Source organism: Pseudoxanthomonas sp. P4_B2, assembly GCF_056402315.1.
On the sequence record NZ_JBFUHQ010000003.1, the window covers coordinates 338,199 to 352,851 of the forward strand.

Below are 14,653 nucleotides of genomic sequence, written 5' to 3' on the forward strand. Positions count from 1 at the left end.
TTTTCCTTGAACTACGCGGGCCCACAAGCGCGTACTATCCGGGTCAGTCACAAATCTGGCTTGTGTCTCCCAGGAGTTCAGAATGAACCTGCGCCCGGCCCTGCTGCCTGCCCTTGGCGTTTTCGCCGCCGCCGCGCGTCACCAGAATTTCGCCCATGCCGCCGAAGAGTTGCACCTGACCGCCAGCGCAGTCAGTCACCATGTGCGCAAGCTCGAAGCCAACCTCGGCGTGGTGCTGTTCCAGCGCAATGCTCGCGGGGTGACTTTGACCCCAGAAGGGCGCCAACTGGCCGATGCCGCCACCGCCGCGATGACCGACATCGCTGCCGTTGCCGCCAACCTGCACCACAGCGGCAGCATCACCTCACTACGTATTTCTACCCTGCATTCGCTGACTTATTGCTGGCTGCTGCCGCGCCTGCCGCGCTTCTGCGCCGCGCACCCCAACATCCGCATACATATCGACGCCAACATCGCTTTGACCCGTTTCGACGACGACGGCCCCGACTTGGCTGTCCGCCACGGTGCTGGGCAATGGACAGGCCTGACTTCCCATCACTTGATGGACGACGAACTATTTCCCGTGGCCTCGCCCGCGCTGGCAGGCGTCGACAGGATCAGCGAGCCACGCCAGATCGCCACACTACCGCTGGTAAGCGACATGGCCCTGCAGGGCTGGCGCGACTGGTTCCGCGCTGCCGGAGTGCGCGGTCTGAATCTGCCGCCCATGCACATCTTCAGCGACAGCACCGACGCCATGCGCGCGGCGGTGTACGGCATCGGCGCCGCCCTGGCGCGCAAGCAGATCGTGATGCCCTACCTGCAACGCTACGAACTGATCCGCTTACCGGGGCCGGCGTTGAAAGCGCGCTTCGGCTACTACGCGGTCTATCCCACTCATCGTCCGCTCAACCCCGCCGCCGCACTCTTCATCGACTGGATGAAACAAGAAGCGCCGGACGAACGCACGCCGATGCCGGCCATTCCTGCCGCGCTGCTAGGAAGATAAGGCCCGCACGGCTGCTGTAGATCCGAGCTTGCCCGGCTCAACATAAGCGAGAGTAATCAGGGAATGATCTTCAGCGCCAACACCGCCGGAGCTTTCAACGCCTTGATCTGAGCGTCGGCGGTCTGGTCGGCCTCCAGATAAATACTGGTCAGGAACGCGAGCAGATCGTGTCGGCGCGCTAGCCAGGCCGTGTCGGAATAGGCTTTTTCGCGCTCGCCGATGCGTTCTGGCAGACCCAGGAACCAGGCCGACCAGTCGGCGTCGACCAGCACGCCACGCTTGGCGATGTACAGCACCGGCCGGGCAAGCCGGCCCGGTTCGCCGAACACGTAGGCGTGCGCGCTTTCCGGTACCGCCTGGGCGGCGATCGCGGTGAGCATGCTCTCCAGCTGCGGACGCTCCAACGCGGGATTCAACGCGAGTTGCATCAACCAGTCGCTGCCGTGCGCCACGCCATGGCGCCAGCCCTGCGCATTGTCGAAACCGCGGTAGTCCTGCACCGAACGCAGATAGGCCACGGCGTGGTCCACCATGGCCACGCGTTCGGCCGACGTCATCCAGGGAGCGATGCGGTCGGTGCGCGCGACTTCGGAGAGCACCAGCGCCGCGAAGGGCCGCGAGAAGCCTTCCGCATCGGGAGTCTGCAACATCGCGTAAAGATCATCTCGCAATCGCACGCGCGTGTCGGCTTCCAGTCCATTGCCGCGCAGCCACGCAGTGATCGCCTCGTAAGCGATGCCGTCGCGCAGCGTCGGATCCGGGCTGGACAGGCAACCGAGCAGCCTGATCGCAAGCGTGTTGCGCGTGGTCGCATCAGCGACCACGAAATCCTGTTGCTTCAACAGCTGCAGCGACCCGGCATCGGTGCCCTCCGGTGGACAGGCGCCTTCGGCCCAGGCCGACAACGGCGACAGCAATGCGAAACCGAGCAGCGCGCGCGGCAGCCACCGGCATTGATCGACGCGCTCAGTACTCACAGGCTTGCGCCATCGAATTCGTTCACCTTGAGCGTCTTCAGGTCCACGTCCGGCAGACAGCGCACATTGACCGCGAGCATCTTCGTGCCGGTCTTGGGATTGTCGGCTTCACCGAACACGGCTACGCCACAGGCCGCGCAGAAACGATGCTGGATATGGTGCTTGTTGAAGGTATAGGTGGACAGATCGGATTCGGGCGTCTTCAGCGTCAACGCCTCGCGCGGGCCGAACCAGAGCAATCCGCCGCGGCGCCGGCATAGGGAGCAGTTGCAGTCGGTGACTTCCTGAATGTCGCCCTCGATGTCGAAGGCGACCTTGCCGCAATGGCAGCTGCCGGAGTGTTTCATGAGCGTCTTCCCCTCGCTGGTGTGGACGCGAGCATAAGCCATAGGCACATGCATCGGCTGGCGGGATTGCCTATGCTTTCGGTCTTCGTGCGATGCCGCACTGCAACGGGAACTATAGGAATGATGCGCCACAGCCTGCTCGCCCTCGCCCTGCTCTCCTCTCTCGCCGCCTGCCAGAAGGCCGACGCGCCCACCGCTCCGGCAGCGACCGAAACGGCCGCCGTCGCAACCGACACCGCCGAAGCCGATGCGAAGTTCGCCGACCTGTCCAAGCGCGCGCTGGACGGCTGGTTCCAGCTGTCGCCGGTTTCCGCCACCCAGATCGGTGAGCACAAGTACGACAGCGAGATCGATGATCTGAGCGCGGCCGGAAGGCAGAAAGCGTTCGACTTCGGCAAGAAGACCCTGGCCGAACTCGATACGCTCGACGTCAGCAAACTGTCGCGCGAAAACCAGGTGGATGCAGCGATCTTGCGCAACCAGTTGCAGTACGACATCTGGGGCAGCGAAACCCTGCAGAGCTGGGCCTGGGATCCGCAGGTGTACAGCGGCCTGACCGGCGGCGCCATCTACAACCTGATGGCACGCGAGTTCGCTCCCTTGCCCGACCGCATCCGTTCCGCTACCGCTCGCATGGAGAAGATCCCGGCCTTGCTGGCGCAGGCACGCGAGAACCTGGATCCGGCGCGCGTTCCTAAGATCCATGCCGAAACGGTGGCCAAGCAGAACAGCGGAATTCTCAGCATCGTCGACATGTTCATCACTCCACACTTGAAAGAGCTGCCCGAAGCGGATCGCGTGCGCACCGAGAATGCTGTCGAAGGCCTGAAGAAGGCGATCGCCGAACACCAGACGTGGCTGGACAAGACCCTGGTACCGAACGCCAAGGGCGACTTCCGCATCGGCCAGAAACTCTATGACCAGAAGCTGCAATTCGCGTTGCTGTCTTCGTTGTCGCGCGCCGACATCAAGCAACGCGCCGAAGCCGAGCTCAAGCGCGTGCGCGGGGAAATGTACGGCATCGCCCGCACCGTGCTGAAGGACAAGGCCGGTGCGCCGCAGATGCCGGACGCGCCCAGCGACGACCAACAGCAGAAAGCGATCGAAGCTGCGCTGGAACTGGCCTACGCCGACAAGCCTTCGCGCGACAAGGTGGTGGAAACCGCCGAGACCGCACTGAAATCGGCTACCGACTTCGTCCGCGAGAAGGACCTGGTCACCCTGCCCGATGCGCCGGTCAAGATCATCCTGATGCCGGAATTCCAGCGCGGCGTGGCCGTGGCTTACTGCGATTCCCCCGGTCCGCTGGACAAGGGCCTGGATACTTTTTATGCGGTGTCGCCGATTCCCGACGAATGGGACGCCAAGCAGGTCGATTCGTTCCTGCGCGAATACAACACCCGCATGATCCACCTGCTCAGCATCCACGAAGGCACGCCGGGCCATTACCTGGAAGGTTGGCATTCGGCCAAGTTCCCCTCGACCCTGCGCGGCGTACTGCGCTCGGGCATGTTCGCCGAAGGCTGGGCGGTGTACACCGAGAAGATGATGACCGACGCCGGTTACATGAATAACGATCCGCTGTTCCACCTGGTGCAACTGAAGTTCTACCTGCGCGCGATCTCCAACGCGATCCTGGACCAGGGCGTGCATGTGGATAACTGGACCAAGGAACAAGCCATGGACCTGATGGTGCGCCAGACCTTCCAGCAGGAACGCGAGGCCGATGGAAAGTGGAAACGCGTGCAGCTGACCTCGGCGCAGTTGCCCACCTACTTCGTCGGCGTGCAGGAACACTTCGACACCCGTAAGGCCGTGGAGGCGAAGCTGGGCGACAAGTTCAACCTGAAAGCCTACAACGACCAGATCCTGTCGTATGGCGCGCCGCCGGTGCGCTTCGCGCGTGAGCTGATGTTGGACCAGCCGATCGAGTAATGCGCTGTTCCTTCTCCCATTGGGAGAAGGTGGCGCGCAGCGACGGATGAGGGCATGAGAATGATGTGTTAGCGAAAGATTGCCAGCACGGATTTCCCTTCCTCATCCGTCCCCGTATTAAGTGCGGGCGCAGACTCTTCGGGCACTCTTCCCCGAAGAGAAAGGAAAAATCAAAGATTAGCTGCGACGAACCCACCCGTCTGCCGCTGCCACAAACGCGCATAAAGCCCTTCGCGCGCGATCAGCTCGGCATGCGTGCCGGTTTCCACCACTTCGCCGCGATCCATCACCACCAGCCGGTCCATACGCGCGATGGTGGACAGGCGATGGGCGATGGCGATCACCGTTTTGCCCTGCATCAGCGTATCCAGACTGTCCTGGATGGCGGCTTCCACTTCCGAATCCAGTGCGGAAGTCGCCTCGTCGAGCACCAGGATCGGCGCGTCCTTCAACAACACGCGCGCAATGGCGATGCGCTGCCGTTGCCCACCCGAAAGCTTCACGCCGCGCTCTCCGACTTGTGCGTCGTAGCCGCGTCGCCCCTGTCCATCCACCAGATCGGCGATGAATCCGTCGGCGCGCGCGCTGCGCACTGCGGCGATCACTTCGTCCTCGGTCGCTTCGGGGCGTCCGTACAGCAGGTTCTCGCGGATGGATCGGTGCAGCAGCGAAGTGTCCTGGGTGACCACGCCGATCTGCCCACGCAGACTTTCCTGGCTGACGGTCGCGATGTCCTGCCCATCGATGAGGATGCGTCCCGACTCCAGGTCGTACAAACGCAGCAGCACGTTGACCAGGGTCGACTTTCCCGCGCCCGAGGGACCGATCAGGCCGATCTTCTCGCCCGGCCGTACGTGCAGGTCCAGACCTGCGATCACGCCGCCCTGCTTGCCGTAATGGAAATGGATGTCCTGGAACTCCACCTCGCCGCGGGTTATCGCCAGATTGCCTGCTTCGGGCGCATCCATGACGGCATTCGGCTTGGCCACGGTCTCCATACCGTCCTGTACCGTTCCTATGTCTTCGAAGATGCCGTTCACCACCCACATGATCCAACCGGACATGTTCTCGATGCGAATCACCAGGCCGGTGGATAGCGCGATGTCACCTACCGTGATCAGCCCCTTCTGCCATAACCACAGGCCCAAACCCGCGGTGATCACCACCAGCAGTCCGTTGAGCACGGTCAGGGTGACATCCATGCCAGTGGTCATGCGGGTCATGGTGCGTACCTTGGCCACATTTTCCTGCACAGCCTCGGCCACGTACGCATCTTCCTGGCGCGTATGCGCGAACAACTTCAACGTGGAGATGTTCGTATAGCCGTCGACGATGCGGCCCATCAACTGCGAACGCGCTTCCGAAGCTTTCCAGGACCGCTCCTTCACTCGCGGCACGAAGAACGCCAGCGCGCCGATATACAGGAACACCCAGACGATCAGCGGCAGGGTCAAGCGCCAGTCCGCCTGCGCAAACAGGATCAACGCGCTGCCGGTGTAGACGCTGACGTACCACAGCGCATCCACGATCTGCACCGCCGATTCGCGTAGCGAGGCGCCAGTCTGCATGATGCGGTTGGCGATGCGGCCGGCATAGTCGTTCTGGAAGAACGAGAGGCTTTGCCGCACCACGTACTGGTGCTGCTGCCAGCGGATGCGCGCGGTCAGCCCCGGGGTCACCGCCTGGTGCATTAGCAGATCGCTCAGTCCGATCAGCATGGGCCGGGCGATCAGCGCGACGAAGGCCATGAACAGGAGTTCGCGCCCGTGGCGTGCGAAGAAATCGGGCGCAGGCACGTCTTTGGTCAGGTCGACCAACCGACCGAGGAAATCGAATAGCGCCACTTCCACCAGCGCGACCACGAAACCCAATGCGCACATCACCCCCAGCACAGGCCACGCCTGGCGTAGGTAGTGCACGTAGAAACGCCACACCCCACGTGGCGGCATGCGCAGGTCCGGTTTCCCGAACACATCGATCAGCGATTCGAACCAGCGGAAGATCATGCACGCATTATTACGTAGGAAGCAGATCCCTGTGCGCTACGATCACGCCATTGCCATCGGCGTACAGCCACTGCCCTGGCGAGAACGTGATGCCTGCGAAGCTCACTTCTACATCCACCTCGCCAGCGCCAAGCTTCTCGGTCTTCACCGGACAGGCCGCCAGCGCCTTTATGCCAAGAGGAAGTTCCGCCAGTGCTTCCACATCGCGCACGCAACCATTGATCACGAAACCGTTCCAGCCATTGGCGACGGCTTTTTCAGCCAGCATGTCGCCCAGCAAAGAGCGCCGCAACGAACCACCGCCCTGCACCACCAGTACCTTGCCCCGCCCATCGGTGGCGACCAGGTCGCGTACCCGCGAGTTGTCCTCGAAACAGTCGATGGTGACGATGCGTCCACAGAACGCCGGGGTGCCGCCGTAATCGCGGAAAATCGGATCGGCGACGGTGACTTCAGGGTGGCTATCGCACAGGTCGGGCGTGGTCCAGTTCATGGCGATTCCGAAACGTGGAGTCACCGCATTCTAGAGCGCCCGGCTGATGGTGAAACTGCCGAACACCGGCGCCTCCACCTGGCCCTCGAATTCACGGCTTCGGTTGTAACGGGCCAATGCGAACTTCCAACGCCCCTTGGTGAGCGCGAAACCGTAGCCCACCTCGCCCACCAGCGCCTTCTTGTCCACGCTGTGGCTGTGCCGGAAGGTGTTGCCGTCCAGGGTGATGTCGCGAAGCACCCAGCGCGCATCGAAGGTCAGGAACATGTGGATGCCGAAAGGACCTCCCACCTGCCGGCTATGCGTGGGCGCGGTGTTTTCGCCGGCCGGACGCAACGGCGTGCTGCCGAAGTCGTCGGGCAGATGGCGGCCGAAGCGCACTTCCGCGCCGGCATTGGCGTAGGTGGCCAGGTTTCCCAGGCTGCCGCCGTAGTGGGTGATGGCGTCCCAGCCCCAGTCTCCGTTTTCGGGCGAAAAGCGACGCATGCGTTCGTGCACGAGTCGGATCACTGGTTCGTCGTGGAGCTGATTGTCCCAACCTTCGAACCGCGGATCGCCAAGGATGCGGTGCACTTCGTTTTGGACCTGCTCGCCCAATGCCGAAGGACCCACGATGCCGAACTGCAGCTGGGTGGTGCGCAGGTGGTCGCCGTTGCGGGCGTTGTAGCCCAGGCCGACCAGCAAAGCCGCGGCATAAGGCCGATCCTCAACGATCAGGTCGCTGCGCGTGTAGTCGGTCGGGGTGAAGATGCCCTGAGCGAAGGTCACCACCATGTTCTGCTGCTCGAAGCCTTCCGGGGTCAAGGCGTCCAGATGACGGTTCATCCATCGCGCCAGTCGCGGCAGGCAGGGATCGTCGGTGTAGTCGACCAGATTGGGCGACACCAAGGTCAGCTGCACGCCGTTGCTGTAACCCTGGTCTTGTTTTCCGAACAAGTCGTTGTCGATACGGAAATTGACCGTGGGCGGCAAGTCGGTGCGTTTGTCGCATGTCTCTGCGTCGGCGGCCAGCGCGTTGCCGCAGGCGAGCGCGGCCAGGAACAGCCATCCTGTTCTCAGCATCGTGTTTACCATAGGGATGTGGGGGGTGCCGCCTACATGTAGATGGAAGCGGTTAAAAGCAATGTGAAGAACCCTCTTTTCTTAGCTTCCGCAAACGCGATCGCAGGCTCTGCGACCTCCATCACGAAAGATGGCAGCGGTCTCATTCCTGGACTATCCTGCAGCGAGGCCGAGGAGAAACACGTGCAATTCCTGTCGCTGATCCCGCAGGCACCGCTCAGCCATCTGGTCGAAATGATCTGGGACTGGGAAGCTGCGTTCCATTCCCACCGACTGGAACGGGTGCTGCCGGTCGCCAACGCCGGGCTCATCATCAATCTCGCCGAAGACCAGACCCGCGTCTACGACGAACAATACCGCTGCACCCGCTTCAGCGGATCGACGCTCGACGGCCCCCGTACCCGCAGCAACATCATCGATACCGAGGAGCAGGTCGCGGTCATGGGCGTGGTATTTCGTCCCGCCGGCGCGGCGAGGTTTTTCCGCGAAAGGATGGATCGGCTCGCCAACGATAGCGTCGATCTGGAAAACCTTGCGGGCAACAACGCCATTCTGCTCCGCGAGCGATTGCTGGAAGCCGATAGCCCGCGTCGCCGCTTGGCGTTGCTCATGCAGTGGCTGGAAAAACGCGCCTCGCCGGCTGCATCGACGAACCCTATCCAACATGCGCTCACCGTGCTCGATTCGGATCCGCGCATCGGCGCGTTGACTGCCGCAGCGCGCGATCTGGGCTGGTCGCCGCGCCAACTCGGCGAACGCTTCCGCCAACAGGTCGGCATCACCCCAAAGCGCTACCTGCGTCTCAGACGTTTCCATCGGGTCATCGCGACGACCGGAGCCCGCGAACGCATCGACTGGGCCGGCGTATCACTGGACTGCGGCTACCACGACCAGGCCCACATGGCCCACGAATTCCGTGAATTCGCCGGCCTCAGTCCCGCCGCTTTCAGCCGTCAGCGCGGCGCCTACGGCCACCATATCGCCTTGCCGTGACCGCGGAAATCTACAAGACCCGCGCTGCAGAATGACCCAGGATGCGCGCACACCAACACCAGGAGCCAATCCGATGTCGCTTGCCGCCGATACCACCAGCACCGTCATTCCCTGTCTGCGTTACCGGGACGCGCACGCCGCGATCGACTGGCTATGCAAGGCGTTCGGTTTCCGCAAGCATGCCGTCTACGCCGATGGCGATGTCGTCCATCATGCGCAACTGGTTTTCGGAAACGGCATGATCATGCTGGGTTCGGCCGACAATCGAAGCGAATGGGGAAAACAGATAGCGCAGCCGCAGGACGTCGGCCTGCGCGAAACCCAGAGTCCTTGCGTGATCGTCACCGATGCCGATGCGCATTACGCGCAAGCCAAGGCCGCCGGCGCGGTCATCGTCATGGAGATCGCCGACCAGGCTTACGGCGGCCGCGGTTATTCTTGCCGCGATCCGGAAGGACATCTCTGGTGGTTCGGCAGCTACGATCCCTGGAAGGCAGAATGAGTCCCCGCAACGACAAACCCACGGCCGATCTGTTTTCCTCGCTTCCGACGGCAATGCCGTCTCGCATCCGCGTCGGCATCGGCGGTTGGACCTATGTGCCTTGGCGCGGCGGCATGTTCTATCCGGTCGGACTGGTGCAGCGGCGCGAGCTGGAATACGCCAGCAGGCAGCTCACTTCCATCGAGGTCAACGGCACTTACTACGGCGCGCAGAAACCGGCCACCTACGCCAAATGGCGCGACGAAACGCCGGACGGTTTCGTTTTCTCGGCAAAAGCGCCGCAGCGGATCATGGAATCGAAGGCGCTGTCGAAAACCGGCCATCAGATCGAGGACTTCATCGGTGGGATCGTCGAGCTTGGCGACAAATTAGGGCCGTTGGTCTGGCAGTTCGACAAGGGCAAGCGCATCGACGCTGCGGAGTTCGAGGCATTCGTCGAACTGCTGCCCGCCGAACACGCCGGCCGCAAGCTACGGCATGTGCTGGATGTACGGGATCCGGCATTCGTGGACAAGGACTATCTCGCGTTGGCCCGCGAACACGGGATGGCCACAGTATTCACCGACTCGAAGGAGCACCCCTCCTTCGCCGACCTCACCGCCGACTTCGTCTATGCGCGCCTAATGCGTTCGCAAGCCCGCATCGAGACCGGTTATCCGAGCGTAGAACTCGACCAATGGGCCGAGCGCGCCGTGCTCTGGTCGGAAGGCGGCGATTCCGCCGATCTTCCACATATAGAGGCCGGCGCCCGGGCGAAGCGTCCACGCGACGTCTTCCTCTATTTCATCAGCAGCGCCAAGGAGCGCAATCCGGCCGCCGCGATGGCGCTGCTTGAGCGCCTGGGCGCTATCGCCAAGTCGGGCAGTTAACTCTTGCGCTTCGGCCCGGTCGTTTTCTTCGCGGATTTCTTGCTCACGGGCTTTTTCTCGGAATTCTTCCGCACCGCGGCTTCATAAGCCAGCTTCGCCCAGGGGCGCATCGCCTGCGCCGACTCCATTGCCTCGGCAGGCGGCAACCAATAACTCGTCGTCACCGGCTTGCCCTTGCCCTGATAGACGAAAGGATGCCCGCCCGCCTGCTCGAACGCGCCGACGGTGGCCGCATCGGTCTTGAGATAAAGCTCTTCACCGATGACAAGCCCGATGATCAGGCCATCGTGATAAAGCCCTTGTCCGCCGAACATCTTGCGCAGGACCACCGGTCCCAGCTCCGAAAACAGATCGCCCAAATAACTGGTGAAGGATTCGCTCATGGCACTCTTGGTTTCGTATCGCCAGCGCACGCCGGCTTCGGCGACAATAGTGGCATGCCTCTATCGTCTACCGCCAAAGCCCAGCTGCAGATCCACTTCTGCGTGCTGTTATGGGGCTTCACTGCCATCCTGGGAAAGATGATCACCCTGCCTGCCTTGCCGCTGGTGTGGTGGCGCATGTTGCTGGTAGTGGCGGTGCTGGCCGCACTGCCCGCTGTCTGGCGTGGCCTGCGGGCCATGCCCGCCAGGACGATGCTGGCTTATGCCGGCATAGGCGCGTTGGTGGCGCTGCATTGGCTGACCTTCTATGGCGCGGTCAAACTGGCCAATGCTTCGGTAGCCGCCACTTGCATTGCCCTGGCCCCCGCCTTCACCTCGGTGATCGAGCCCTGGCTGACGCGCAGGCCGTTTTCCATGCGCGAACTCGCCTTCGGTCTGGCCGTGCTGCCCGGCGTGGCGCTGGTGGTCGGTGGCGTGCCCGATGGCATGCGTATGGGAATCGCGGTGGGAGCATTGTCCGCGTTACTGGTCGCGATCTTCGGTTCGCTCAACAAGCATATGGTCGACGGAGGCGATCCGCTGACCGTTACCGGCGTGGAGCTGGGCGCCGGTACGCTGCTGTTGACTCTGCTCGCGCCGCTGATGCCGATGCTGTTTCCCGCCTTCGCCGGCGACCTGCTGATTGTTCCCAGCCTGCACGATGGCCTGCTGCTGTTGTTGCTGTCGCTAGCTTGCACGCTGCTGCCCTTCGCCTTGTCGCTGGTCGCGCTGCGGCACCTCAGCGCGTACGCGGTGCAACTGGTCACCAACCTGGAGCCGGTCTACGCCATCCTCCTGGCGATCGTGCTGCTGGGCGAACAGCGCGAACTCACGCCGCTGTTCTATCTGGGCGTGGCGATCATCCTGGTAGCGGTGTTCCTGCATCCGCTGCTGGACCGCAACAAGCGCGTCCAGCATCCCGAGGTGATCGGCATCTCCGAGGCCAAGGGCATCGTCGAATGAATGCCTCTCACCACTCGGTGCGCTGAGGCAGCAGTCCCCGCAATTCGATCTCGGTGAGGTTGCGCCACTGGCCGGGCTTCAAAGCGCCGAGTTTCAGATTGTCGATGCGCACCCGGCGCAGTTGCTTGACCCGGTAGTCGAACGCCGCCGACATCAGCCGGATCTGCCGGTTCAAACCCTGGGTCAGCACGATGCGGAAGCCGAATTTCGCGAGCTTCGCGGTCTTGCACGGCAGCGTCGTCTGGTTGTGCACGCGCACGCCGCGCGCCATGCCGCGCAGGAACTCGTCGGTGACCGGTTTGTTCACCGCGACGTGGTATTCCTTTTCGTGCTTATTTTCCGCACGCAGGATCTCGTTGACGATATCGCCATTACTGGTCAGCAGGATCAGGCCTTCGGACTCCTTGTCCAGGCGGCCGATCGGGAAGATGCGTTCCTGGTGATCGATGAAGTCGATGATATTGCCTTCCACCGCCTGCTCGGTGGTGCAGGTAATGCCCACCGGCTTGTTCAACATGATGTACACATGCTTGCGGCCGCCAGCCTTCTTTTGGCGCGTGCGCAGCTCCTGCCCGTCCACCTTGACCTCGTCGCCCTCGCCCACCACCGCACCCATGCCGGCGGGCATGCCGTTGACGGTGACGCGCCGATCCGCGATCAGACGATCGGCCTCGCGGCGCGAGCAGAAGCCGGTTTCGGCGATGTGTTTGTTGAGACGGGTGGTGGTCATAGCGTCATTATCCCGGATAAATCCTGGGACGCGGCCGGCACAGACCGATCAGGACGCCGCTTTCTTCGCTTTCTTGCTTTCGCGCTTGATCGGACCCGCCACCGGGCAGATCTCGAAGGCGAACTGGGTCAACGTATTGACCAGATTGTCCGGAATCAGCCTGTAGACCACGAACTGGCCACGCCTCTCGCCGACTATCAGACCCGCGTTCTCAAGTACCGCCAGATGACGCGAGATGGCCGGCGAACTCATGTCGAAGCGCGCGGCGATGTCGCCCGCCGGCAGCTCCTGCTCGGAGAGATAAGCCAGTATCTGGCGCCTTGGCAGGGAGGCCAGGGCTTCGAAGATCTTATCGGTGCTCATTTCACTAGTTGTTTTCGACCATGCTGGATCGGCCCCAGTACCTTGCAGGAATATACCCATGCATACCAGAACGCTAGCGCACTGATTACGCCAAATGCACCCCATATTGCCATGAACCCTGAAGTTCGAAGCCACTCGTCGGACGTAGGCCAACCTGCCTGCAGGTAGATCAGCAAACCGCCCAGCGGTACCAGCGCACCCGCGAAACCGGCAAGCGCCATTGTGAAGGGACTAGCGCGATCGGTGTGCCTGAGCAATGCGAATGCCGGCAAGCCAATCGCTAAGACATGCAACAACGAAACCATCGTGACCGCGATGAGCGTTCGTACGTCGCTAATCGCCGGCTCCCATCCACTGACCACCAATGTGATGACTGACAAGAGAACCGGCGCTATGAAAACCGAGGCCGCGGTCGCCGTCAGGAGAGGCCATATGCCGTACTTTGCGGAACGCGCGAACTCCTGGCCTGCCGAGGCAGGCACAGGAACAGGTGAATCTGCGGCGTGCATCTTCTTGCTCAACGATATGAACGCGGAATCGGCGGAATGCCTAACGCAACCTCAGCCTGCGCAGCGCGGTTATCCGCGGCCCAGGCGGCGACCGTGCGGCCATAGCGCGCGATCATCATCATGTTGAAGAAATGCATCGCGCCCAGCACCAACACCGACAATCCCACCTTGCTGCCGACGTAGGGAATCATCGACACCACGGCCTTCTGCGCATCCCAGCCATCCAGGCGCAGGGCGATGAAACCTATGTTGATGAGATAGAAACCCACCACCAGCAGATGGTTGGTCGACTTCGCCAGCACTTCGTTCTGTCCGAAACACATCACCAGGAAGACTTCCCCGTTCTTGGACAACGTGCGCGCCACCCAGATCGTCATGGCGATGGAAATGCCCAGGTAAAGCAGATAGCTCAGTTGCAGCGTCATGGTCTTGCCCTCTTTGTTGAATTAGGCTATTGCATATTTAACTATATTGTTAATATATTAAACGCACCTGTCAAGCCCCTAAGTAGCCGCGGAAAGGAAACCTCCATGAATTCGTTGCCAGCAAGCCTAAAACACCACCGGGTGCGATCCGATTCGATCCGAAACGCCAGCGAGGGCCGGGTTCTGTGGGAGCCAGTCCGCTCGATTTGGTTCGCTTCCATGACCCTGGGCGCAGCGGCAGGCGGCACGCTCGCTTTCAGCTGGAGTGGCGTGGCCTTGTTCCTGATTTCCACGGCCGTCGTGCTGTTGCTGGGGCACTCGCTGGGAATGCACCGAAAACTGATCCATGGCAGCTACGACTGCCCCCTATGGCTGGAATACCTGCTGGTGTACTGCGGCGTGCTGGTGGGTTTGAATGGACCTCTCGGCATGATCCGCGCGCACGAGTTGAGGGACTACGCTCAGCGCCTGCCGACCTGCCACGACTTTCTTCGCCATCAGAGCCCATTATTGAAAGACGCTTGGTGGCAGCTCAACTGCGAACTGCGATTGGAAAATCCGCCGCTGATTGCGATAGAGGAGCGCATCGCCAAGGATCGTTTCTACCGATTCATGCAAAGCACATGGATGGCGCAGCAGTTGCCGTGGGCATTGCTGTTCTTCGCTCTCGGAGGCTGGAGTTGGGTGCTCTGGGGCGTCTGCGCACGGGTCACGGCCGGCGTGTTCGGCCATTGGCTAGTCGGCTATTTCGCCCATAACCATGGTGGGCAACACTATGAGATACGCGACGCTGCGGTTCAGGGCCATAACGTGCGTATGACCTCACTGTTGACCATGGGCGAATGCTGGCACAACAACCATCATGCGTTTCCCGGCTCGGCCAGGCTGGGGCTGCATCTGGGCGAGTGGGATCCGGGCTGGTGGGTGCTGTTGGGCCTGCGGAAGGCCGGACTGGTGTGGAATATCCAGCTACCCGGCGACCTGCCGTATCGTGCGGAACTGCTGGCGCTGGAGCCGCCCCATCGCGCGCGGCAAGCCGCGCGCTGAC

17 protein-coding genes are annotated in these 14,653 nt (G+C 62.1%); 7 read left to right on the plus strand and 10 right to left on the minus strand.

Translation table 11 applies throughout. The features are described 5' to 3' along the window. The first annotated feature begins 82 nt into the window (after positions 1-82). Positions 83-1,009, plus strand: coding sequence for a LysR substrate-binding domain-containing protein (locus AC1DTQ_RS10420; protein WP_477849509.1), 927 nt, complete (start codon positions 83-85; stop codon positions 1,007-1,009). Between the two features lie 56 nt (positions 1,010-1,065). Here AC1DTQ_RS10420 and AC1DTQ_RS10425 read toward each other — a convergent pair whose 3' ends face one another. Beyond that, entirely contained in the window at positions 1,066-1,986 is a 921-nt protein-coding gene (locus AC1DTQ_RS10425; RefSeq protein ID WP_477849511.1) for a DUF2785 domain-containing protein, read from the minus strand. Next, positions 1,983-2,333, minus strand: coding sequence for a GFA family protein (locus AC1DTQ_RS10430; RefSeq protein WP_477849512.1), 351 nt, complete (start codon positions 2,331-2,333; stop codon positions 1,983-1,985). The genes AC1DTQ_RS10425 and AC1DTQ_RS10430 overlap by 4 nt, the downstream gene beginning before the upstream one ends. 123 nt (positions 2,334-2,456) lie before the next feature. Here AC1DTQ_RS10430 and AC1DTQ_RS10435 point away from each other — a divergent pair, with 123 nt between their 5' ends. Then, positions 2,457-4,268 (plus strand): DUF885 domain-containing protein, encoded by a 1,812-nt coding sequence (locus AC1DTQ_RS10435; RefSeq protein ID WP_477849688.1) that lies wholly within the window; start codon positions 2,457-2,459, stop codon positions 4,266-4,268. Positions 4,269-4,438: 170 nt separating this feature from the next. Here the strand turns inward: AC1DTQ_RS10435 and AC1DTQ_RS10440 are convergent, their stop codons facing one another. From AC1DTQ_RS10440 to AC1DTQ_RS10450, 3 genes are read right to left on the minus strand one after another with little or no spacing between them, the layout of a single operon-like run. After that, a complete protein-coding gene (locus AC1DTQ_RS10440; protein WP_477849513.1) occupies positions 4,439-6,274 on the minus strand; it encodes an ABC transporter ATP-binding protein in 1,836 nt (611 codons plus the stop codon). A 10-nt stretch (positions 6,275-6,284) separates the two neighbouring features. Next, complete coding sequence (rraA, locus tag AC1DTQ_RS10445) at positions 6,285-6,767, minus strand: ribonuclease E activity regulator RraA (protein ID WP_477849514.1); 483 nt, start codon at positions 6,765-6,767, stop codon at positions 6,285-6,287. Positions 6,768-6,797: 30 nt separating this feature from the next. Beyond that, the gene (locus tag AC1DTQ_RS10450; protein ID WP_477849515.1) at positions 6,798-7,829 is read right to left on the minus strand and encodes a lipid A deacylase LpxR family protein; all 1,032 of its coding nucleotides are present in this window, start codon (positions 7,827-7,829) and stop codon (positions 6,798-6,800) included. A gap of 183 nt (positions 7,830-8,012) precedes the next feature. Between AC1DTQ_RS10450 and AC1DTQ_RS10455 the strand changes: the two genes are divergently transcribed. The 3 genes from AC1DTQ_RS10455 to AC1DTQ_RS10465 all read left to right on the plus strand — a co-directional run bounded on the left by AC1DTQ_RS10455 (position 8,013) and on the right by AC1DTQ_RS10465 (position 10,193). Beyond that, entirely contained in the window at positions 8,013-8,822 is an 810-nt protein-coding gene (locus tag AC1DTQ_RS10455) for a helix-turn-helix domain-containing protein (protein WP_477849517.1), read from the plus strand. Between the two features lie 73 nt (positions 8,823-8,895). After that, the gene (locus tag AC1DTQ_RS10460; protein WP_477849518.1) at positions 8,896-9,324 is read left to right on the plus strand and encodes a VOC family protein; all 429 of its coding nucleotides are present in this window, start codon (positions 8,896-8,898) and stop codon (positions 9,322-9,324) included. Continuing rightward, complete coding sequence (locus AC1DTQ_RS10465; RefSeq protein WP_477849520.1) at positions 9,321-10,193, plus strand: DUF72 domain-containing protein; 873 nt, start codon at positions 9,321-9,323, stop codon at positions 10,191-10,193. The genes AC1DTQ_RS10460 and AC1DTQ_RS10465 overlap by 4 nt, the downstream gene beginning before the upstream one ends. Here AC1DTQ_RS10465 and AC1DTQ_RS10470 read toward each other — a convergent pair. Next, positions 10,190-10,576, minus strand: coding sequence for a TfoX/Sxy family protein (locus AC1DTQ_RS10470; protein ID WP_477849521.1), 387 nt, complete (start codon positions 10,574-10,576; stop codon positions 10,190-10,192). The genes AC1DTQ_RS10465 and AC1DTQ_RS10470 overlap by 4 nt on opposite strands. A 54-nt stretch (positions 10,577-10,630) precedes the next feature. On the opposite strand from AC1DTQ_RS10470, the gene AC1DTQ_RS10475 reads away from it, so the two are divergent. Next, positions 10,631-11,578, plus strand: a complete 948-nt coding sequence (locus AC1DTQ_RS10475; protein ID WP_477849523.1) for a DMT family transporter — start codon at positions 10,631-10,633, stop codon at positions 11,576-11,578. 7 nt (positions 11,579-11,585) lie between these two features. Here AC1DTQ_RS10475 and AC1DTQ_RS10480 read toward each other — a convergent pair whose 3' ends face one another. The 4 genes from AC1DTQ_RS10480 to AC1DTQ_RS10495 are packed head-to-tail and all read right to left on the minus strand — an operon-like array spanning position 11,586 to position 13,605. Beyond that, positions 11,586-12,308, minus strand: coding sequence for a pseudouridine synthase (locus AC1DTQ_RS10480; protein WP_477849524.1), 723 nt, complete (start codon positions 12,306-12,308; stop codon positions 11,586-11,588). A 48-nt stretch (positions 12,309-12,356) separates the two neighbouring features. After that, on the minus strand, positions 12,357-12,671 hold the full coding sequence (locus AC1DTQ_RS10485) for a metalloregulator ArsR/SmtB family transcription factor (RefSeq protein WP_477849525.1): 315 nt from the start codon (positions 12,669-12,671) through the stop codon (positions 12,357-12,359). Then, positions 12,668-13,192: a hypothetical protein gene (locus AC1DTQ_RS10490; protein WP_477849526.1), complete on the minus strand. Its 525-nt coding sequence runs from the start codon at positions 13,190-13,192 to the stop codon at positions 12,668-12,670. Before AC1DTQ_RS10490 ends, AC1DTQ_RS10485 begins: the two co-directional genes overlap by 4 nt. Continuing rightward, positions 13,189-13,605: a hypothetical protein gene (locus tag AC1DTQ_RS10495; RefSeq protein ID WP_477849528.1), complete on the minus strand. Its 417-nt coding sequence runs from the start codon at positions 13,603-13,605 to the stop codon at positions 13,189-13,191. The genes AC1DTQ_RS10490 and AC1DTQ_RS10495 overlap by 4 nt, the downstream gene beginning before the upstream one ends. Before the next feature lie 219 nt (positions 13,606-13,824). Between AC1DTQ_RS10495 and AC1DTQ_RS10500 the strand changes: the two genes are divergently transcribed. Further along, positions 13,825-14,652: an acyl-CoA desaturase gene (locus tag AC1DTQ_RS10500; RefSeq protein WP_477849529.1), complete on the plus strand. Its 828-nt coding sequence runs from the start codon at positions 13,825-13,827 to the stop codon at positions 14,650-14,652. The last annotated feature ends 1 nt before the right edge of the window (position 14,653 follow it).